The sequence below is a fragment of the Synergistales bacterium genome, assembly GCA_021736445.1.
Classification (GTDB): domain Bacteria; phylum Synergistota; class Synergistia; order Synergistales; family Aminiphilaceae; genus JAIPGA01.
In genome coordinates, this window is record JAIPGA010000024.1 from 1 (window position 1) to 20,244 (window position 20,244).

The window sequence follows — 20,244 nt, forward strand, 5'->3', positions numbered from 1 at the left end:
CTGGTGGACATGGATGTACAGAAAGAGCGGTACTACCTGGATTACGACCGTCCGGAGTGCATTGGCGCTGACAAGGACTTCTACGGCGCCCTTCCCGTCCAGCTCAAGGCCTATGCGTGGATACGGGCCCTCGGGGCGGAAGGACTCAAGGAGGTAGCCCGGATCGCCACGCTGAACAACAACTATATGTTCAAGGCGATCACCGCCATTCCCGGGGCGGAGGCACCCTACGCCGAAGGGGAGCTCCGGATGGAGCAGGTCCGCTACGGCTGGGAGAAGCTCTGCGAGGAGACCGGTGTCACCACCGAGGATGTGCAGAACCGGATGTTCGACTACGGGGTGCACTACTGGACCAGCCACGAACCCTGGCTGATCCCGGAACCCTTCACCATCGAACCCACCGAATCCTACTCCAGGGACGAACTGGACGAATTCATCGCCATCACCAGACAGATCGTTCAGGAGGCCCACGACGACCCGGATCTCCTCAAGCATGCGCCACACAAGAGCACCATCCACCATGTGGACCATGACTATCTGGATGAACCGGAGAAGTGGGCGGTTACCTGGCGGGTCTACATGAAGAAGTTCCGGGACTATTTCGAGCCCAGGACCTAGACGAATCGGGAGAAAGGCGGAAATCCGATGGCAGCGGTGACAGTGGGCCTGATCGTCAATCCGGTGGCCGGTATGGGTGGACGCGTGGGACTGAAAGGCACCGACGGTGCGACGGTGCTGCAGCGGGCCCGCGCGCTCGGAGCCGATCCGGAGGCCCCCGCGAAGGCCCGGCGTACACTGCAGGCCCTTGCCGACGGGGGCGCTGAGATCCATCTGTGTACGGCTCCCGGGCTCATGGGTGAGGAGGAAGCCCGCCAGTGTGATCTCCCCTGCGAGGTCTGCGGCCCCTCTTCGGGATCCGAAACCACCCGTGAGGACACGCTGGCGGCGGCAAGGGCCATGGAAGAGCGCGGTGTGGATCTGCTCCTCTTTGCCGGGGGGGACGGCACCGCCCGCGATATCTACGAAGCCCTGGGGCTGAGCCTACCGGTTCTGGGGATTCCCTCGGGTGTCAAGATCCACTCCGCAGTCTTTGCCACCACCCCGGAGCGTGCCGGGGAACTGGCGGGGCGGTTTGCGGAAAAACGCATCGCCCTCCGGTCTCTGGAAGTGATGGATATCGACGAGGAGGCCTTCCGGAAAGGGGAGGTGCGAGCCAGGCTCTATGGCTATCTGCGGGTCCCCTACGAACGGCGTTTCGTACAGGGACTGAAGGCCGGGAGCAGTCCCTCCGAGGAGGGTTCACAGGCGCAGATCGCCTCCTTCGTGACAGAGGAGCTGGAGCGGGAACGGCTCTACCTGGTCGGTTCCGGCACGACGCCCCGGGCGATCATGAGGCAGCTGGGGCTTTCCGACACCCTTCTCGGTGTGGATGCCGTCCGCTCCGAAGGACTGGTCGGCAGCGATCTGAATGAGCAGGGGATCCTCTCGATCCTGGAAGGAGAGGGCGCGTCGCTGATCGTTACCCCCGTAGGCGGCCAGGGCTACCTCTTCGGACGGGGGAACCAGCAGCTGAGCCCGGCCGTACTCCGCCGCGTGACCAAAAGGAACATACTGGTGGTCGCCACACCTGGAAAGCTGCACGCTCTGGCGGGGAGACCGCTGCTTGTCGATACGGGAGAGCGGTCGCTGGATGAAGCGCTCTCCGGATACATCAGGGTGATAACGGGCTATCGGGAGACCACGATGTACCCGGTGAGCCCCGGGTAGTCCCCTCGGGGGAGCACGCTCACCGGCGCGTCTCTCCCCGGATTCCCGAATAGGTGATAGAAAAACGTGCCGTTTTTGTTATACTCCCAGCTGCAGATAGGTGCCGTGCTCTGCCGCACCGAACCTTCGGCAGCTGGGAGTCCTGTTATGAATCTACCGCTTCGCACACCACGGGAACGTATAGACTGGATCAAATGGGTGGCCTTCTACCTGCTTGCAGGGTGTGTGGCCACGGGCCTCTGGTGCGACTACCTCGGGTTCTCCTGGGGCCGTCTCCTCTGGTTCATCGCCGGTTCCGCATCCATCGGGCTGCTGACCAATGTCCTCGCCGTCAAGATGATCTTCCACCGTATCTCCGTGGGGGTGGGGAGATACCGCTGCACCCTTCCGGGAAGCGGGGTGATCGTCAACAACAGGGAGGAGATCCTCGATACGCTGAGCCGGGAGGTGCGTGAACGCCTGCTCACCCCCGAGGCGCTCCACGCCACCCTCCAGGAAGAAGCGCTCTTTGCCGATCTCTATCCCCTGGTACGCAAGGAGCTTCGCTTTTTTCTTCTCCGGCGCGAGAATCTGCGGATCATGATCCGGGCCCTGGGCAGACCTGTGGAGGAGTACCTTGCCGGCGAGGAGTTCCGGCGGGTGGTGCGCGAGAAGGTGCGTGAGATCATGGAACGGAGGGTGCTCTTTTCCCTTGCAGACCGGATGAACCTGGTGGACCCCGACGAGATCGCCCAGCTCTTTTCGGAGGCGGCCAGGGAGCGCTGGTGCAGCTACGTGCGGAGCGAAGAGGGGGTCCGGGAGGCCCAGAAACAGCTTGCCCAGATCATGAGCTCCACAACGCTGCAGGAGGATGACCTGATCCCCCTTCTGCAGGACCGTTTTGAACGGGTGGTGTTCAGACTGCTGCACCGGATTGATCTGGGCGAGACGGCCAAGCGCTCGCTCAGCGGATTCTCCACCGGAAAACTGGAAGCCTACCTGGAGGTTCTTTCCGGCCGCTATCTGAGCTGGATCGAGCTGTGGGGCGGGGTGCTGGGGGCCCTGGTGGGGTTTGCCCTGTGGATGGCCCAGCAGCTGCTTGGAGGGTTCTCGTGACCGCTATGGAGAAGATCTTCGGGCAGACCGGCGTACTGAGCCGGTATTTCAGCGGCTTTGAATACCGGCGGCAGCAGCAGCGCTTCGCCGAGGAGGTGTGGGACCTGCTGCACGGCTCCGAGGGATGCGAGCTGCTTGCCGCGGAGGCTCCCACGGGGGTCGGCAAGAGCTTCGCCTTACTGGCGCCGGCCATGCTCTGGGCATCCGAACACCAGGGGCGGATCCTCTTTCTCACGGCTACCATCACCCTGCAGGAGCAGCTTGTGCAGAAGGATATCCCCACGCTGAACAGTGTACTGGAGCTGGACCTGGAGACGGCGCTGCTCAAGGGACGGGGCCGGTATCTCTGTCTGCGCCGGGCCGAGGAACTGAAGGAGGGAGGGCTTCTCTCTTTACGGGGCGATGGGGGCGCTGCGGCCCGCACGGTTCTGCAGTGGATGGAGGAGACGGAAACAGGCGACCTCGAGGAGCTCCCCTTTCCGTCCGGTCATCCCGTGTACGCCCGCATCGCGGCGGTTTCACAGGGCTGCCTCGGCAACCGCTGTCCCCTGCGGCGCCAATGCTTTGTGCAGGCGGCGCTGAGGAAGGCGCAGTCCGCCCAGGTTGTGGTGGCCAACTACCATCTCTTTTTCTCCCATATCGCTGTGACGGGGGGTACCTTCCCCATCCCCTGCGACGTACTGATCTGCGATGAGGCCCACCGTATCGGCGAGGCGGAACGCTCTGCTTCCAAGGTGGCTGTCTCCGCCGAGGATGCGACACAGCTGTTCAAGGCCTCCCCCTTTTCGTCGGCACGGGAGCTGCTGGAGGCGCGGGGCCTTTCGATGGAGGAGATCAGAGACGGGCTCTCCGATGCCCAGAGCCGCTCGGAGCGGCTCTTTGGAGAGCTGGGCTTTCTCGCGGGAGCGGAACGAACCTTCAGGGAGAGCAGTGAGCGCTATCTCAACCAGGCGGAGCAGATCGCCCGACCGGTGGAGGAGCTGCGTTCCATGCTCTCCTTCCTGGAGGAGGAGATGGACGAGGAGAACCCCGACAGCCTGCTCCCGCTGGCGATCTGGCGACAGGAGGCCGGGCTGTTCTGCCGCAATCTCAGGTGGTGCCTCGAGGTGAAGGCCTATCCCGAATGGGCCTACTGGTGGGACGGACAGCGGCTGAACAGCGCTCCCGTCACGCCCGGCGAGGAGATTCCCGAAGCCATGACGGCCCACCCATCGCAGGCGATCGTGGCCGCTTCGGCGACCATGGCCGTCAACGGTTCGATGTCTTACTGGTCCCGGGAGACCGGCCTCCGGCCCGACAGGGAACTGGTTCTGGACTCGCCTTTCCCGCTGGAAGAGCAGATGGCCCTGTGGGTACTCTACCTTGGGGTACGAACGGGAGACAGGGACTACGACCGCCGCGTAGCGACGGTGGTCGAGTATTTTGTCAGGAAGAACGAAGGGCGCACCCTTGTTCTGCTCGGTTCCTACAGGCTGATGAATGCCGTAGGGGAGGAACTGCTCGGCGCGGGGTTCCCCTACAGCATCCTGATCCAGGGCCAGGAACCCCGCAGCAGATTGCTGGAGCGCTTCCGGGCCGAAGAGCAGTCTGTCCTGGTCGGGACCGTGTCCTTCCGGGAAGGTGTCGACGTGCCCGGGGTGTGCTGCAATCAGGTGATCATCGACAGGATTCCCTTCTCCCATCCCGGCGAACCGACCGTGGAAGCCCGGAATACGCTGGAAGGAAGAGGCGCATTCCGCAACGTCACGCTTCCGCAGGCGAAGCTCCTGCTGAAACAGGCGGTGGGGCGACTCATCAGAAGCTCCACCGACACGGGAAGGGTGCTGCTGCTGGATGACAGGGCCGCAGAGCGCAGAGACTGGAAGATCCTGGAGAGCCTCCCCCGGGTTCCCGTACGCCGGGTCAAGGTCCGCAACTCCAGGAAAGATGGAGCGGAGTGGTAGGTCCTGCCGTACCGTGGGCGTATCACTCCTCGTGCTTTTTGGTTTTGGCACACTCCGGCAGAATTCTGGTCTGGCGGAAGATCGAGCGTATCCGGTCGATCCATGTCGGAAGAGGCAATCGTCGGGTGTGGTTGCGTTCCTCCTCGAGAAGGGCGATGCGGGCCTGGAGATTGCGGATCGTCTCCTGCTGGTCCTGGAGCTTGTCCAGCCTGCGTGCAAAGTCGTCCATGGAGTCGGCCAGGCGGTTGACGCTTGTCACCTGTGCCTGCATCGCTTCATAGAGGGCGGGTGACTCGTTCTGCATCGGTCGGGCCTGAACATGCTGTGTCTGCTGATCAAAGGTGACCACGCTGGTGAAGCGTTCCCGGAGTTGCCGGCGGATCTCCTCTTTGGACGTCTGCGAAGCGCGGAGGCGCTTGATTTCCCGCAGCACGTCGATGGAGGCGTCAGTGAGCATCAAGGTGCCTTCTTCCTGCCACTCTTCGACAAATTCCTGCCATTCCCGAGCCCACCTGCGAACGGTGGAATCGGAGGTCCCAAGCGTTTTGGCGGCTTCTTTCATTGTCCAGCCTGACATGACCAAAATCCCTCCCTGGTTGGATGAGCATCCTCTGTCGGATACCCCTGGCACTTGCCTACCTATGGTACACTATTTGAAAGTATGAACCAAGACAACCCGGCTCAGGCTGCTTGAAGCGCCTGAGGGGGTATGCTATAGTATCCTGGCTGTTTTCCGGCAGATGAATCGAAGCGTTGATATACAGGGGGGAAAACGATGAAACGGACGTACCAACCACACAAAACGCCACGCAAGCGGAAGATGGGCTTTCTTGCCCGCTCCAGAAGCGCAAGCGGCAGACGGATCCTCCGGAACAGGAGACGCAGGGGCCGTTCCAAGCTCGCTGTCTAGTGCCTTCGGAGGGATTGTACCGCTTCCCCGGCTCGGCGCGGTTGAAAAAAGGCTGGCAGTTTGACTACGTCTTTCGGCACGGTTCGGTCCTCCGCGGTGGACAGGTTCGCATTCTGTACGTGAGATCGCCGGATGACACGACCAGGTACGGAACCGTAGTGGGGAAACGAGTTGGCAAGGCCGTGTGGAGGAGCCGGGGGAAGCGGATGCTGAGAGAAACGGCCCGACATCTGCTGCCCCGGACGATGCAGGGCTATTGGATTGTTCTGTCTCTGCGGCGCTCGGGATTACGGAGGAAAAGCAGCGAGATCGAACATGAGGTAGGGTTGCTCCTGCAGAAAGAGGCGCTGCTCACGCCATGCCGGGAAGAAGGATGACCCCGGTGGAATCCGATCCAAAGAGGGAAGTGGCATGCCTGAGTCCCGTTCCCTGCCGGTGAAAACGGCCACATGCTGTATACGAGCATACCAGTTGTGTCTTTCCCCCTTACTCGGGAAGCACTGCCGTTTTTTCCCATCCTGCTCAGTGTATACCCTTGAAGCCATCGAACGATTTGGTGTATTGAGGGGAGGGCTCCTCGGTGTAGGACGACTTCTTCGATGCGGTCCATGGCATCCCGGAGGGGTTGATCCGGTCCCGGAGTCCTTTTCTTTTTGGCGTGTCCTCCATAGTTCATGCGAGTCAGTGCGTTGCAACAGAGACGATAGAAGGCCAATAACTTGAGGATGGTGACAATCAATGGTTGCGTTGTGGAATGCCGGTAGCGATTTTCTGCTGGCTGTATTGGAGTTTTTTAAGAATTTTTCGGGTTCCTATGGTGTTGCAATAATTCTTTTGACCATCTGTGTGCGGATTCTTTTGCATCCCTTGACGCATAAGCAGATGGTCAGTATGCAGAAGATGCAGAAACTCCAGCCCCGTATCAAGATGCTTCAGGAGAAGTACAAGAACGATAAGGAGAAGATGAACAAGGAGATGATGTCGCTGTACCGGGAGAACAAGGTGAACCCTGCGGCGGGTTGCCTTCCCCTTCTCGTGCAGCTGCCCATTCTGATTCTCCTGTTCCGGGTGCTCATCAACCTCGATCTGCAGGGCGCGGCCCTGCTTGGGGTGAATCTGGACAAATCGGTCTACACCGCCGTGGGGCACGCGGTGGGCCTTGCCGGCGAGACCATCGGTTTCGGTGCCGTCCTGTCGGGGGTCGCGGCCAATCCGCTGGGATTGCTGCAGTTCAACCTCTACGGCGGGAATGTGGTTCTCATCATCGTTATCGGGTTCCTGACCTGGTACCAGCAGCAGATGAGCGCCACCGCCAATCCTCAGATGGCCTTCATGAACTGGTTTATGCCGCTCTTCCTTGTGTTTATCTGCCTCGGTTTGCCCGGTGGTGTCCTGCTCTATTGGGGAGTATCATCCTTTATGGGGGTCGCGCAGCAGTGGTGGATCAAACGGAAGACCCAGGAGGAGATGATGGAAGAAAACAAGCCGACGCTCCACAAGGAAAAGCCTGTCAAAACGAGCGAGGAATAGCGGATACCCTGCTTCATCGCCTTGTGCTTTGAACGGGCCCATGGGGACGACTGCGCTCGTTTGAACGTGTCCTTCTTGTGAGTAAGGAGGTAGCTGCATGCCGGAATACGGGTACGAAGATGAGAGTGTCGTTGTCGAAGCCTCCAATGAGGAAGAGGCGCTTGCCGCGGCACTGCGCCAGACCGGTCTCGCCCCTGGAGAGATGAATATTGAGCTCCTGGAAGAAGGCAGGAAGTTTCTCGGCATTCTGGGAGGGAAGAACACCTATCAGGCGGTTCCGGTGGCCGAACCACATGTCCGGAAGGCGAAGACGCTCCTCGGCGAATTCCTGGAGCATATGGGCCTGATCCATGTGGTTCCCCAGTACAGTGAAGGGAGAACGCTCACCCTTACCGGGGAAGATACGGAGCCGCTGCTGCAGGAGTACGGTGAGGGCCTTCGTTCCCTCGAATATCTACTCAACATCATGCTGCGGAACAGAGAGCCCGGTCCCTGGGTGCGGCTGGAGTGCGAAGGCTACCGGGAATGCCGGACAGCCAAGCTGGAACAGCTCGCCGAGAGTGCCGCCGAGCGGGCCGTCGGTCGACGCCGACCGGCCTCCCTGGAGCCCATGACCAGCTGGGAGCGCCGTGTGGTCCATCTTGCGCTCAGGGAGAGAACGGACATCGAAACCCGTTCCTCCGGAGAGGGTTCCGAGAGGCGTGTCGTGGTGTGGCCAAAAAAGAACAACGGCCCGGCCGGCTCTCGCTCCCGCAGGAGACGGTAAAGAAGGTGCGTTCACTGAGGAAACAGCCTGTTCTATGCATCCCGTAATCTTTACTATCGGCTCCATTCCCGTACATACCTACTATATTCTGTGGACAGCGGCGCTCTCGCTGGCGGTTCTGTGGACCCGTCGGAGGGCGGTGCTGTCCTATGGGTACACTATGGAAGAGGCCTCCAGTGTCCTGCTCTGGGGGCTTCTGGGTCTCTACATCGGCGCACGCGCCGGCGGTGTCTGGGACCATTGGGAGTATTTCTCCGCAGAGCCCTGGAAGATGCTGTACGTCTGGGAGGGTGGCCTGGGAGCGGTGCCTGCCTTCTTCGGTGCCGGGTTCGCCGCAATCTGGCGGATCAAACGACTGGGACGGGGTGTCTCCGCCTTTGCCGAAGCGGCCAGTCTGCCTGCAGCGGCAACGGTCATGGTCGGCCGCTGGGGCTGTTTTTTCAACGGCTGTTGCTACGGTGTGCCCACAACCTCCATTCTCGGTGTCCACTTCCCCTTTGATCCCCAGGGGCTGCTGCGGCTCCCCACCCAGCTGTTCTATTCCGCCGGAGCCGGTGTGCTGCTTCTGCTCCTCCTCTTGCTTGAGCGGTCCCGGTGGTATCGGGGGAATCCAACGGGCCAGGCGATCCTCTGGCCGCTTTTTATGGCGGGCTATGGCTGCAACAGATTGATCATCGACCACTTTCGGGCCGAATACTACGATCTTGCCCTCTCCTCCGGCAAGGTCTTCGGCAGTATCTCGCTGGCTGTCGGCCTCCTCTGGCTCTTTGCGAGTCTCTACAAACGGGGGCGTAGCGCAGGTCGGGCCTAACCGCTTCTGCGTTCCCGGAGGCACCAGGGATCCAGCGGGCATCCGCTGCAGGCGGGGGTGCGCTTGGAACAGCGCTCTTTGCCGTGCGTGACGATGAGTGCGTGGAATTCCCCCAGCTGTTCCCCCCTCGCCGGTAACTGCGACAGCAGGGTTTCCTGAAATGTGCCGTACCTCTTCCCTACGGTTTGCTCCCGCCACCACCCCAGTCTGTACCCAAGCCGGACGGTATAGCTGTCGACCACCAGCGCGGGATACCCGGCACCGTAGCAGAGGATGCTGTCTGCGGTCTCCGGACCGATCCCCCGTTGTGCCAGCAGCCACCGGCGGCTCGCCTGCATCCCCTGGGCGAAGAGCGCTTCCAGCGACCCGAAATCGGAGCGCACATTCCGGGCGAAGGCGACGAGATTCGCCGACTTCTGGTTGTAGTAGCCGCAGGGACGGATCAGCGAGGCCAGGGTTTCCCGGGGAAGACAGGCAACCCTCTGGAGTGTCGTGAGCTCCCCGGCACGCAGCGCGGAGAGGGCTTTCTCTACATTCTTCCATGAGGTGTTCTGGGTGAGGATCGCGCCGACAGCCATCTCGTCGGGGTGAGCGGCGGGCCACCAGTGCTGTGGCCCGTAGTGGCGGAGCAGGATCTCGTACAGCTCCCGTGCGGGGATAGCCTTTTGCCTCATAGGTTCTCCTCTCCAGTGGAATGCAACGAGGTACATCCGCAAAAATTGGGATTAGATTTAAGTGGTTTTACTATTTTTCCAAACTGAAAGGAACCAATTGCTCAAAATACGTAAAAAGCGGGATACAGGTGCGCCCGCATGTCTCGTACACTATGCGTTGAATGGAGGTGCTAGGACATGCAGAACAAACTCTTTGCTCGTTGTGGTATGGTGCTTGCCGTTGCGCTCTTGATGGTTGCCGCAGTGACCACCGCGGGGAATGCCGCCGATCCCTTCACCGGTAATCCTGTGGTCAAGATAGCGGAGAAGGCCTCACCCGCTGTGGTGAATATCGATACCAAGACCATGGTGCGGCGGAGTCCCTTTCCCTTTGGGGATGATCCCTTTTTCCGGCGCTTCTTTGGGGAGCAGTACAAGGAGTTCTCCAAGATGGTGCCCATGCGCGGGAAGGGGTCCGGCAGTATTGTAACCCAGGACGGGTACATCCTCACCAACAACCATGTGGTGGCCGATGCCGACACGATCAGCGTCACCCTCGCCTCCGGCAAGGAATACAAGGCGGAGCTTGTGGGCAAGGATCCCACCTTCGATCTCGCGGTGATCAAGGTTGACGCCCAGGGGCTTCCCACTATCGAGATGGGCGACTCGAAGAACGTCCAGGTCGGCGAATGGGTGGCGGCCATCGGCAATCCCTTCGGCCTGGAGCACACCGTGACGGTCGGGGTGATCTCGGCGAAAAACAGAACGATCAACGCCGGCAATCTCAACTTCCAGGGATTCCTCCAGACCGATGCAGCCATCAATCCCGGGAACAGCGGGGGACCGCTGCTGGACATGGAGGGCAATATGGTCGGCATCAACACGGCCATCGTACCCAATGCCCAGGGGATCGGCTTTGCCATTCCCGTTGACATGGCCAGGCAGGTAATGGACGATCTGATGAAGTACGGCAAGGTGAAACGCGGCTGGCTTGGTGTCTACATCCAGCCCATCACCGACGAGATCGCCGACGCCTATGGGCTTGAAGGCACCGAGGGCGCCCTGGTGAGTGATGTCGTCGACGGTTCCCCCGCAGCGAAGGCAGGCATCCACCGCGGCGACGTGATCACCAAGGTCGAGGATGAAACGATCAGCAAGCCCGATGACCTGGTGTTTGCGATCCGGAAACATATGGCCGGCGACCGTGTGTCGCTCACCATTGTCCGGAAGGGCTCCACCGAGAAGAAGGATGTGCAGCTGGAGGCCATTCCCGGCCAGAAAGAGGAAACCAAGGCGAAGATGGACCTCGAAAAGAAGCTGGGGATCGCCGTCAAGCCGCTGACGTCCGCTCTGAGCGACAAGTACGAGATCCGCAATGTCGAGGAAGGCATGGTGGTCATCTCGGTGGAGAGCCGTTCGCCCGCCCGGCAGATCGGCCTGAAGGAGGGCGACGTGATCCTGGAGGTCAACGGCCGCAGTGTCGAGAATGGCGACGACTGGCAGCGCGCCCTGTCCAGGGTCGACGATTCGGTGGTGCTTCTGGTCTCCAGAGAAGGGCGGACATTCTTCGTTTCGTTGAAGCTATAGAGTAAGAGACGAAACCTCTTTTGTCCACAGTAGCGCACCATTGAACGGTGGCGATGTACCGGGGAGCCCCAGTGCCCCCCGGTACATGCTGCGAACGACGAGGTTTGCACGGACTTCCGGAAGCGTGGTACACTACCTGCGACCCATGCTAGGACACGGGGTAGCCGTGCCGTGGCGTCGGGATTATTTCTATGAGGTGATGGATCGTGATTGAGAAGGAGAAGAAACAGCAGCTGATCGAGGATTACAAACGCCATGGAGCCGACACAGGCTCTACGGAGGTGCAGGTGGCCGTGCTGACGGAGCGCATCCGTGAGCTGACGGAGCATATGAAGCAGCACAAGAAGGACTATCATTCGCGCCGGGGTCTCCTCAAGATGGTGGGGAAACGCAGAAAGCTGCTTCGGTATCTCAGGGAGCGCGATTTCGGCCGCTACAAGACACTGATTCAGCGTCTCGGGCTCCGGCACTAGGGACTATCAGGAGAACGCTGGAAACGAGGGCAGGGATACTGCTCTCGTTTTTTCTTTTCTTTGTTTATGCTATGCTTTTCGGGAGCAAGGGAAAGATTCGGACAGGAGGACACAGGACAGATGAAACGATATGAAGTTGAGGTAGGCGGGAGAGCACTCTCCTTCGAAACAGGGAAACTGGCCAGGCAGGCCAGCGGCGCGGTGCATTGCACGTACGGGGATACAGTGGTCCTGATGACGACCTGTGTCACCAAGAAGCCTCGGGAGGGGCTGGATTTCTTCCCTCTCCTGGTGGATTACGAGGAACGATTCTATTCGGCGGGAAAGATCCCGGGCGGTTTCATCAAGCGGGAAGGCAAGCCTTCGGATACGGCCATTCTGAGCGCACGAATGATCGACCGGTCGATCCGGTCCCTCTTCCCCCAGCACATGCGCCACGACGTCCATGTGGTGGCTACCGTGCATTCGGTGGATCAGGAGAATCCCCCCAATGTGGTGGCCATCAACGGCGCCTCCTTCGCGCTGATGCTCTCGGAGATTCCCTGGGCCGGTCCGATTGGCGCTGTGCGCATCGGGTACATCAACGGCGGCCTGGTGCTGAACCCCACGGAGACGGAGATGGAAGAGAGCGAACTGGACCTCCTCGTGGCGGGGCACAGTGACGGCATCACTATGGTCGAATCAGGCGGCGTGGAGATCCCGGAGCATGTCATGGTGGACGCGCTCGAGATGGCCCACGCCGAGATCAAAAAGATCTGCGCCCTGCAGGAGCAGATGCGCGCCGAGATGGGCAAACCCAAACTCGAGATCCCTGCTCCCGAACGGAACGAAGAGATCGATTCCTACATTGAGGAGAACTGCTACGAAGACATTGTCGAAGCGGTGAAGATCCACGACAAGGGAGAGCGTGGCGACGCAATAGCCGCCATCGGCCAGAAGGTATGGGAGGTCTTCCGGGAGAACGCTCCGGAAGCGGAGAAGTATATCGAATCCACGGTAGAGGACTATGTCAAGAAGGCCATGCGTGCGCTGATTCTGGACAAAGGCTTCCGTTCCGACGGAAGAACCAAGGATCAGGTACGGGACCTTACCTGCGAGACGGGGGTTCTGCCCAGGACCCACGGATCCGCCCTCTTTACCCGCGGGGAGACCCAGAGCCTCGCTGTCACCACCCTGGGGATGATGGGTGAAGACGACCAGATTCTCGATGGTCTCAAGCACGACGAAGAGGCGAAGAGCTTCACCCTCCACTACAACTTCCCCCCCTATTCGGTGGGCGAAGTCAAACCGATGCGCGGCCCGGGCCGGCGCGAGATCGGCCACGGCGCCCTGGCCGAGCGGGCGATCAAGTCGCTTCTGCCTGATTCGGAGTCCTTCCCCTACGTGATCAGAGTGGTCTCGGATATCCTGGAATCCAACGGTTCCAGCTCCATGGCTTCCGTCTGCGGCGCCAGTATGTCCCTGATGGATGCAGGGGTTCCCGTCAGTGCGCAGTGCGCCGGCATCGCCATGGGCATGATCAAGGAGGGCGATCGCGTAGCCATCCTGACCGACATCCAGGGACTCGAGGACCACTATGGGGATATGGATTTCAAGGTCGCCGGAACGGAAAAGGGGATCACGGCGCTTCAGATGGACAACAAGGCGGGGGGCATCACCCGGGAGATCCTGGAAGAAGCCCTGGGACAGGCCCGTGAAGCCAGGATGCACATCCTGGAGACCATGAACGAGGCCATATCCTCGCCGAAGGAGGCGCTTTCGACCTACGCGCCGCGGATCACACGCATCAAGGTGAATCCGGAAAAGATCCGGGATATCATCGGCCCCGGCGGGAAGACCATCCGGAATATCGTCCAGCAGAGCGGCGCGAAGGTGGACGTGGAGGACGACGGGCACGTGTATGTCTCATCCACCAGTCAGGAGGCCGCCCAGGCCGCACTGGACATGATCCACGACCTGGTCCGCGACGTGGAGCCAGGGGAGATCTTTGTCGGCAAGGTGCAGCGCCTCATCAGTTTCGGCGCCTTTGTGGAGGTGCTCCCCGGGAAAGAGGGGCTCCTGCACGTCAGCGAAATCAGCACCCACCATGTGAACAGCGTGGACGACATTTTCAGCGTCGGCGACACTGTGCTGGTGAAGGTCCGTGAGATCGACGACCTTGGACGGGTCAACCTGACACGAAAGAAGGCTCTCCAGGACAGCAGGGTGACCGAGAACAGCGAGAGTTACAGCGACATCCTGGCCCAGGAACAGGAGCGCGACGTCAAGATCGAAGAGCTTGCCGCAAAGGCCCCCAAGGAAAAGAAGCGTCCCCCCAGAAACACGGATGACAAAAGACAGGGCGGCGGACGCTCCCAGTCGGGAGGCCGCGATCGGGATCGCCGCGGGGGCGGGGGGAACCGTGGACGGTAACCCCGTCGACGGAGGTTCTTCCCTTCCTTCGGAAGGGGGGCTGACGGTACCGATCCTCCGGCTGTCTCATGCGCCTGAGGATCTTGACCCGCCGGCCTACGCCACCGATCTGGCGGCGGGCATGGATATCCGTGCCGCCGAAGGCGCCACACTGAACCCCGGGGAACGGAAGGCCGTTCCCACGGGGTTTGCTGTCGCTCTCCCTCCGGGATTCGAAGGGCAGGTGCGGCCCAGGAGCGGTTTGGCACTCAAGAAGGGCCTCACCATATTGAATGCCCCCGGTACGGTGGACGCCGACTACAGGGGAGAGATAAAGGTTATTTTGGTGAACCTTGGAAGCGAGTCTGTGACGCTGGAGCGGGGCGAGCGTATCGCCCAGCTTGTGGTGGCCCCGGTGGCCAGGGTATGCTGGACTGTGGTGCCCCACGAGCTTCCCGGCACACCACGCGGCACGGGCGGATTCGGCAGCACGGGGCGCTGACGCGCTCCGGCTGAAGAGCCGGTCTCGCTTGTTCCAGGGGATACCTGAACAGGGAGGAAAAAAAGAAAGGATCGAACTCAATGACGCTGGGCATGATGGCGCTGACAGTGTTGCTCTTTGCATTCGGTCTCTATCTGGGAGGCTGCACGAAATACCGGCTCATTCCCCTTATCTGCGGTTTGGCTCTGCTCTTTGTCAGCATTTTTTATGCTGACGCACACAGGGAGTCGGCCCTTGCCCTCTACGGAGTCGGTCTCGGGGGCGGCCTCTCGGGAGCGACCTTCTTCAAGAAGGAGCATAAGAAATTCCAACGACTGGCAGACAGGGTCAACGGAGTGATTCTGAGCAGAACACACAGAGAATGATGAAGCCGGGACAACGTGGGCACAACACAACAATGGCCCCGGGGCGACTCGCCCCGGGGCCATTCCATTGCTGCCTTCGCTTAGGACTGCTGTTCCTTTTCCTGCGCGATACGTGCTTTTTTCTTGTCCTCGGCCTGGTTGGTCTTGATGATGCAGACGATAAACCCGCCAAAGACGATTCCGAGGATGAGAATCATGTTAAATACCCACATAGAGTATCCTCCTTCCAACTGGTTCCTGCCACGCTCTTGACAGTAACAGAAAACCCCTTTTCAGACCACTGGTAGCGTGTAGTACCTTTCCCAGCCTAGTCGTGGGCTTCAAGCGGCTGATAGCGGATATGCTTGGCCAGCCAGCTGTTGAGTATGAAGATGATCCCAAAGCAGATCGCCCACTGGTAGACAATGGTGCCGAAGGTGAAGGGATACTCGCTGATGGGCAGCCATTTCATCCAGGTGTCGGGGTACCAGGTCATGGACTGGTAGGCCCAGAAGCCGAAGAGGATCACGAACCACACCGGGAAGAGGTAGATCAACTTCCAGAGGAAGGGAGCCTTGAGGTCCGCACTGGGTTCCAGAACCTCCGTCCAGATCTTGTTGACGCCCTTTTTCATGGCGCCCAGCCAGAAGAAGATCCCGCTGGCCAGGAGCCCGACGCCCCAGACCCAGTCCTGGTTGCCCACGATGTCGGTGCCGCCGATGGAGGAGGGCAGGCCGAGAAGGGTGATGACAAGGCCGGCGTAAAGCGCTGCCTTTTTGCGGGGGATACCGGCGTCGATGACGAGGCGTGTCCCCATTTCAACCATGGCGATGAGTGAGCTCAGTGCGGCCACGGAGAGGGCGAAGAAGAAGATGATGGCCATGAAGGTGCCGCCCGGCATGGCGTTGAAGAGCTTGGTGAGCTGCACGAAGGTGATCCCGTTGTTGCCCGAAGCCAGCACCTTGTTGGCTGCTTCCAGTGTGGGGGACATGGCGAAGACCGTGGGGATCACGACGAGGCCGGCCAGCATGGCCGCCGATGTGTCGGCGAAGCAGACCGTCACGGCGTTGAGTATACAGTCCTCGCTCTTTTTCGTATAGGCGAAGTAGGTGAGCATCAGACCCCAGCCGGCGCCGGTGGACCATGCCGCCTGCGTGAAGGCCTCGATCCATGTCCGGGCGTTCAGCAGATCGCCCCACTGTGGCTGGAAGAGGAACTGCAGCCCGCTGACGGCGCCTTCCAGCAGATTGGCCTTGATGGCCAGGACGATGAGCAGCACGAAGAGCGTGGGGATGAAGATCTTCGAGGCGACCTCGATTCCCTTCGCGACGCCCTTCATGATGATGGCGGTGCAGATCACCATGGCCAGGAGGTGCCAGGGCACCATGGCGTAGGGCGTTGTGGTGAAGCTGGTCCACAGAGCTTCCGTGCTTTCCGCCGCTTTCAGCGCGCCAGTCAGGGCGTAGACAAGATACCGGAGACACCAGCCGAGCACCACAGCGTAGTAGAACGTGATACCCAGAGAGATCCAGGCGACAACACCGCCCCACCAGGTGTGTTTCTTTCCGACAAAACGGTTAAACGAGCCGACAACACCCATCCGCGATGCTTTCCCCCAGGCGGACTCCGCGATGAGCAGCGGGACGGCCCAGAGAAAGATGCCGATAATCATGGCGACAATAAAAGCGCCTCCACCCTGGGATGCTGCAACCCGGGGGAAGCGCCAGATGTTACCCGTACCAACCGCCATACCCACAGCGGCAAGGATAAGACCCCAACGACTTACAAACTGTTCGTTTCCGCTATGATCCGAAGCCATTTCGGGAAACCCCTCCCTTTCGCTCTTTGTTCCTTGTTCGCTCGGTCACCACACCACACGTGCTCAAAATGTGCGTTATTCTGTATTCTGCATGCACCACCTCCCTGCTGGAGAAAACCTCCCCCATTCCCTTGTGCTCGGGAAAGCATCTCAGGGGAGGTATTACATACTGGCATTATAGAGCATTGGGAAGAAATGTACCAGATTTGTAACGACAGACTATTCTGAAAAAAGGTTCACTCTGGAGCTCGCGTTCTCTCCTTCTCCCGGGATTTGCTCTCATCAGCAGGAACCCGTTGCAGGCAGGGAATCCCAGTGTATTTCCACCAGAGGCGAACGCTCCAGGTATAGTTTATGGGAAGATTCTATTTAGGGCAACAGGGGAAAGCGGATGAGGATTCCGGCTGATAGGGCAAGCCGAAACGTGCTATGATATCTAAAAATCTTTCAAAGACCCCTGCTCTCCAGGATGGTCACGGAACTGGCCTATGCTGTCATATGAGCCGGTGGTATGCTCCTGGAGAGCAGGCGGAAGAAGGACGGCACAGACATCATCCGATCGCATGATACAATGCAGGACAATTTATAGGATCGGAACACGCTGTTTTGCAGGCAGAACGATTGAGGAGGCGATTGCATGCTACACATTGTCGGACCCGACGGGTCAGCCATCGATACGGACCCGGCTTCCGCGAAGGAGATCCTGAAACAGTTGAAAGCCCATAAGAATGCTGTGGCGGCAAGGGTAGACGGGCATCTCCACAGTCTCGCCGAAAAGGTGGACCGGGATGCAGAGATCGAACCTGTACCCGCCGATAGCGAAGAGGGGCTGGAGATCCTCCGGCATTCCACGTCCCACCTTATGGCACAGGCTGTGTTGCGGCTTTTCCCGGGGGCAAGTCTGGGCATCGGACCTGCCATCAAGGAGGGGTTCTACTACGACATCGACATCCCCGAGGGTCTCAGGGAGGACGATCTCCCTCGGATCGAGGAGGAGATGCGCTCCATCGCCCGTGAAGCACTCCCCGTGGAGCGACGGGTATTGCCGAGAGAGGAAGCCATCGCCCTGTTCCGGCAACAGGGGCAGCACTACAAGGTGGAGCTTATCGAGGAGCTTCCGGATGAAGAGATCTCCTGCTACCAGCAGGGCGGGTTCATCGATCTCTGCCGGGGACCCCATGTGGAGAATACCGGGGTGCTTCAGCATTTCGCGTTGCTTTCGCTGGCCGGCGCCTACTGGCGTGGCGACGAAAACAACCCGATGCTGACCCGGATCTACGGCACGGCCTTCCCCGACAAGAAGTCGCTGAAGGCCTATCTCAACAGGCTGGAGGAGGCGAAACGCCGGGCGCACCAGAAGCTTGGGAAGGAGCTGGACCTGTTCAGCTTCCATCCTGAAGGACCGGGGTTCCCCTTCTTCCACCCCAAGGGCATGACGATTATCAATACGCTGGTGGATTTCTGGCGCAGAGAACATGTCAAACGCGGCTACGACGAGATCCGCACCCCGCTGATGCTTGACAAGGATCTCTGGATCCAGTCCGGCCACTGGGACCACTACCGCGAAAACATGTACTTCACCCAGATCGACGAGCAGGACTACGCCATCAAACCCATGAATTGCCCTGGTGGTATTATGGTGTACAAGGCCGGGTTGCACAGCTACAGGGAGCTCCCCATGCGGGTGGCCGAACTGGGCACCGTGCACCGCCACGAGCGATCCGGCGTGCTCCACGGTCTGATGCGTGTACGGAGCTTTACCCAGGACGACGCCCATCTCTATGTCACCCCTCAACAGCTCAAGGATGAAATCAAGGGGATCATGGCTCTGGATCACTATTTCTACAATGATGTCTTCGGGTTTACCTACCATGTGGAGCTCTCCACCAAACCCGAAAAAGCCATGGGCGATCCGTCACTCTGGGAAGAGGCGGAACAGGCGCTCCAGGAATCCCTGGAGGAGGAACAGGTCCCCTACAAGGTCAATCCCGGCGACGGCGCCTTCTACGGTCCGAAGATCGACTACCACCTTCAGGATTGCATCGGAAGGACCTGGCAGTGCGGCACCATACAGGTGGATTTCCAGATGCCCGAGAAGTTCGACCTTACCTATATCGGCGAGGACGGCGGGGAGCACAGACCGATAATGCTGCACCGGACGGTCTACGGGAGTCTGGAACGTTTTCTGGGTATCCTGATCGAGCACTACGCCGGGGCGTTTCCATTCTGGCTGGCGCCGGTGCAGGTCCGTGTCCTGCCTGTTGCCGGGGATCACCACAGCTATGCCGACGAGGTCTATTCCCGGCTCAAGGGGTGGGGCATTCGTGTGGAATGTGACAGGCGAGACGAAAAGCTGGGGAAGCGTATCCGCGACGCCGAGGTCAACAAGGTGCCCTACATGCTCGTTCTCGGTGACCGGGAACGGGAAAGCGGCCAGGTATCGGTGCGTGAAAAGAACAAAGGCGATCTCGGCTCCATGACGGTTCCGGAGCTGCAAGCGCTCTTTGGCGGCGAGTTCAACCCCTTGGCAGGATAGGCCCCGCTTGTTTGGGCGGATTCCCTATGATATACTGGCTTGCGTTGCACAAAGAGGAGATTGCTCCCGCCAGTCGGCGAAGGCTTGCTGGTCCCAAGGAGAAAACGTGATCCGGAAGAAAGCGTTGTCTACATGGGGCTGGTCGTCTGACGATCAGCCCCGTATTTTTATCAGGAGGTGAACGGCTATAGCTAAAAAGACGTCTGAACCCCGTGTGAATGAGGCAATCCGCATACCGGAAATATTGCTCATCGACGACGAAGGAAACAAGCTGGGGGTAATCCCCACCAGGGAAGCCTTGGAGAAGGCCGAGGAAAAGGGCCTTGACCTTGTCGAGGTGGCTCCGCAGGCCAAACCGCCGGTCTGCAGGATTCTTGACTACGGGAAGTACAAGTACCAACAGCAGAAACGAGAGAAGGACGCACGGAAAAAGCAGAAGACCCAGCAGATGAAAGAGATGAAGATGCGTCCGAAGATCGATGAGCATGACTACAATTTCAAAACAAAGGCGATCAAGAGCTTTCTGGACAGCGGACATAAGGTGAAGGTGTCCGTGTTTTTCCGGGGGAGGGAGATGGCCTATCAGGACAGGGGCCGCGATGTCCTCGCCCGGGTGGCGGAAGACTGCAAACACCTCGCCTCCGTGGAGACCAGGCCCAAGATGGAAGGCCGGTATATGCGGATGATGCTTGCACCGCTTGCCGAGAAGCAGCGGGACGCGAATAAGGAGGCCCAGCAGCAAGAGGCTGAAAAGGGGTCGGACAACGAATAAAGGAGCACACCCCTGTGGTGCCGCCTGTATGCAAAAAGGCTGCGCTCCTGCTGCCGATACTGAGGAGTGCGGAAGGGGACTGCCGGGAAGTTTATTCTAAGGGAGGTAGGTATTCTATGCCCAAGATGAAGTCACACTCAGGGGCAAAGAAGCGCTTCAGCACAACGGGTAAGGGGAAGATCCGATATCAGAAAGGAAACCGCCGCCACCTGCTGCAGACGAAGAACGCCAAGCGGCAGCGGAGGCTTCGAAACACCGGGTATCTGGAATCAACCAGGGAGAAACGTGTCAAGCAGATGCTTCCCCATCTCTAAGGAGAATGGCAGCAGGCAGATAGGAAAAGAC

Annotated in this window: 21 protein-coding genes; 18 read left to right on the plus strand and 3 right to left on the minus strand. The window is 59.8% G+C overall.

All coding sequences use genetic code 11. The features are described from left to right. From K9L28_05530 to K9L28_05545, 4 genes are all read left to right on the plus strand, one after another. Positions 1-618: glycine dehydrogenase subunit 2 (locus K9L28_05530; protein MCF7935778.1), on the plus strand; the 618-nt coding region annotated here is incomplete at its 5' end. Positions 619-645: 27 nt separating this feature from the next. After that, positions 646-1,767 (plus strand): ATP-NAD kinase family protein, encoded by a 1,122-nt coding sequence (locus tag K9L28_05535; protein MCF7935779.1) that lies wholly within the window; start codon positions 646-648, stop codon positions 1,765-1,767. A 147-nt stretch (positions 1,768-1,914) separates the two neighbouring features. After that, entirely contained in the window at positions 1,915-2,862 is a 948-nt protein-coding gene (locus tag K9L28_05540; GenBank protein MCF7935780.1) for a DUF445 family protein, read from the plus strand. Then, a complete protein-coding gene (locus tag K9L28_05545) occupies positions 2,859-4,805 on the plus strand; it encodes an ATP-dependent DNA helicase (protein ID MCF7935781.1) in 1,947 nt (648 codons plus the stop codon). The genes K9L28_05540 and K9L28_05545 overlap by 4 nt, the downstream gene beginning before the upstream one ends. Before the next feature lie 22 nt (positions 4,806-4,827). Here K9L28_05545 and K9L28_05550 read toward each other — a convergent pair whose 3' ends face one another. Next, entirely contained in the window at positions 4,828-5,382 is a 555-nt protein-coding gene (locus tag K9L28_05550; GenBank protein MCF7935782.1) for a MerR family transcriptional regulator, read from the minus strand. Positions 5,383-5,580: 198 nt separating this feature from the next. Between K9L28_05550 and rpmH the strand changes: the two genes are divergently transcribed. The 6 genes from rpmH to K9L28_05580 all read left to right on the plus strand — a co-directional run bounded on the left by rpmH (position 5,581) and on the right by K9L28_05580 (position 8,822). Next, on the plus strand, positions 5,581-5,715 hold the full coding sequence (rpmH, locus tag K9L28_05555) for a 50S ribosomal protein L34 (protein ID MCF7935783.1): 135 nt from the start codon (positions 5,581-5,583) through the stop codon (positions 5,713-5,715). Positions 5,716-5,729: 14 nt separating this feature from the next. Next, positions 5,730-6,092, plus strand: coding sequence for a ribonuclease P protein component (gene rnpA / locus K9L28_05560; protein MCF7935784.1), 363 nt, complete (start codon positions 5,730-5,732; stop codon positions 6,090-6,092). Between the two features lie 34 nt (positions 6,093-6,126). Further along, positions 6,127-6,438, plus strand: a complete 312-nt coding sequence (gene yidD / locus K9L28_05565; protein ID MCF7935785.1) for a membrane protein insertion efficiency factor YidD — start codon at positions 6,127-6,129, stop codon at positions 6,436-6,438. 15 nt (positions 6,439-6,453) lie between these two features. After that, the gene (locus K9L28_05570; protein ID MCF7935786.1) at positions 6,454-7,245 is read left to right on the plus strand and encodes a YidC/Oxa1 family membrane protein insertase; all 792 of its coding nucleotides are present in this window, start codon (positions 6,454-6,456) and stop codon (positions 7,243-7,245) included. Between the two features lie 97 nt (positions 7,246-7,342). Next, positions 7,343-8,011: a Jag N-terminal domain-containing protein gene (locus K9L28_05575; GenBank protein MCF7935787.1), complete on the plus strand. Its 669-nt coding sequence runs from the start codon at positions 7,343-7,345 to the stop codon at positions 8,009-8,011. Positions 8,012-8,045: 34 nt separating this feature from the next. Further along, positions 8,046-8,822: a prolipoprotein diacylglyceryl transferase gene (locus K9L28_05580; GenBank protein ID MCF7935788.1), complete on the plus strand. Its 777-nt coding sequence runs from the start codon at positions 8,046-8,048 to the stop codon at positions 8,820-8,822. Here the strand turns inward: K9L28_05580 and K9L28_05585 are convergent. After that, the gene (locus tag K9L28_05585) at positions 8,819-9,496 is read right to left on the minus strand and encodes a hypothetical protein (GenBank protein MCF7935789.1); all 678 of its coding nucleotides are present in this window, start codon (positions 9,494-9,496) and stop codon (positions 8,819-8,821) included. The two genes, K9L28_05580 and K9L28_05585, sit on opposite strands and share 4 nt — an antisense overlap. Before the next feature lie 177 nt (positions 9,497-9,673). On the opposite strand from K9L28_05585, the gene K9L28_05590 reads away from it, so the two are divergent. From K9L28_05590 to K9L28_05610, 5 genes are all read left to right on the plus strand, one after another. Continuing rightward, positions 9,674-11,062 carry a DegQ family serine endoprotease gene (locus K9L28_05590; GenBank protein MCF7935790.1) on the plus strand — a complete coding sequence of 463 codons (1,389 nt, stop codon included), beginning with the start codon at positions 9,674-9,676 and terminating at the stop codon, positions 11,060-11,062. Between the two features lie 203 nt (positions 11,063-11,265). Then, positions 11,266-11,535: a 30S ribosomal protein S15 gene (gene rpsO / locus K9L28_05595; protein MCF7935791.1), complete on the plus strand. Its 270-nt coding sequence runs from the start codon at positions 11,266-11,268 to the stop codon at positions 11,533-11,535. A 120-nt stretch (positions 11,536-11,655) separates the two neighbouring features. Next, on the plus strand, positions 11,656-13,947 hold the full coding sequence (locus K9L28_05600) for a polyribonucleotide nucleotidyltransferase (GenBank protein MCF7935792.1): 2,292 nt from the start codon (positions 11,656-11,658) through the stop codon (positions 13,945-13,947). Further along, positions 13,862-14,428, plus strand: coding sequence for a dUTP diphosphatase (gene dut / locus K9L28_05605; GenBank protein MCF7935793.1), 567 nt, complete (start codon positions 13,862-13,864; stop codon positions 14,426-14,428). The genes K9L28_05600 and dut overlap by 86 nt, the downstream gene beginning before the upstream one ends. Before the next feature lie 80 nt (positions 14,429-14,508). Further along, positions 14,509-14,793, plus strand: a complete 285-nt coding sequence (locus K9L28_05610; GenBank protein MCF7935794.1) for a hypothetical protein — start codon at positions 14,509-14,511, stop codon at positions 14,791-14,793. A gap of 307 nt (positions 14,794-15,100) precedes the next feature. Here K9L28_05610 and K9L28_05615 read toward each other — a convergent pair whose 3' ends face one another. After that, entirely contained in the window at positions 15,101-16,591 is a 1,491-nt protein-coding gene (locus K9L28_05615) for a sodium-dependent transporter (GenBank protein ID MCF7935795.1), read from the minus strand. A gap of 637 nt (positions 16,592-17,228) precedes the next feature. Between K9L28_05615 and thrS the strand changes: the two genes are divergently transcribed. From thrS to rpmI, 3 genes are all read left to right on the plus strand, one after another. Continuing rightward, positions 17,229-19,127 (plus strand): threonine--tRNA ligase, encoded by a 1,899-nt coding sequence (thrS, locus tag K9L28_05620; protein ID MCF7935796.1) that lies wholly within the window; start codon positions 17,229-17,231, stop codon positions 19,125-19,127. A gap of 187 nt (positions 19,128-19,314) precedes the next feature. Then, positions 19,315-19,899, plus strand: a complete 585-nt coding sequence (gene infC, locus K9L28_05625; protein ID MCF7935797.1) for a translation initiation factor IF-3 — start codon at positions 19,315-19,317, stop codon at positions 19,897-19,899. A gap of 116 nt (positions 19,900-20,015) precedes the next feature. After that, on the plus strand, positions 20,016-20,213 hold the full coding sequence (gene rpmI / locus K9L28_05630) for a 50S ribosomal protein L35 (GenBank protein MCF7935798.1): 198 nt from the start codon (positions 20,016-20,018) through the stop codon (positions 20,211-20,213). Positions 20,214-20,244 lie beyond the last annotated feature (31 nt).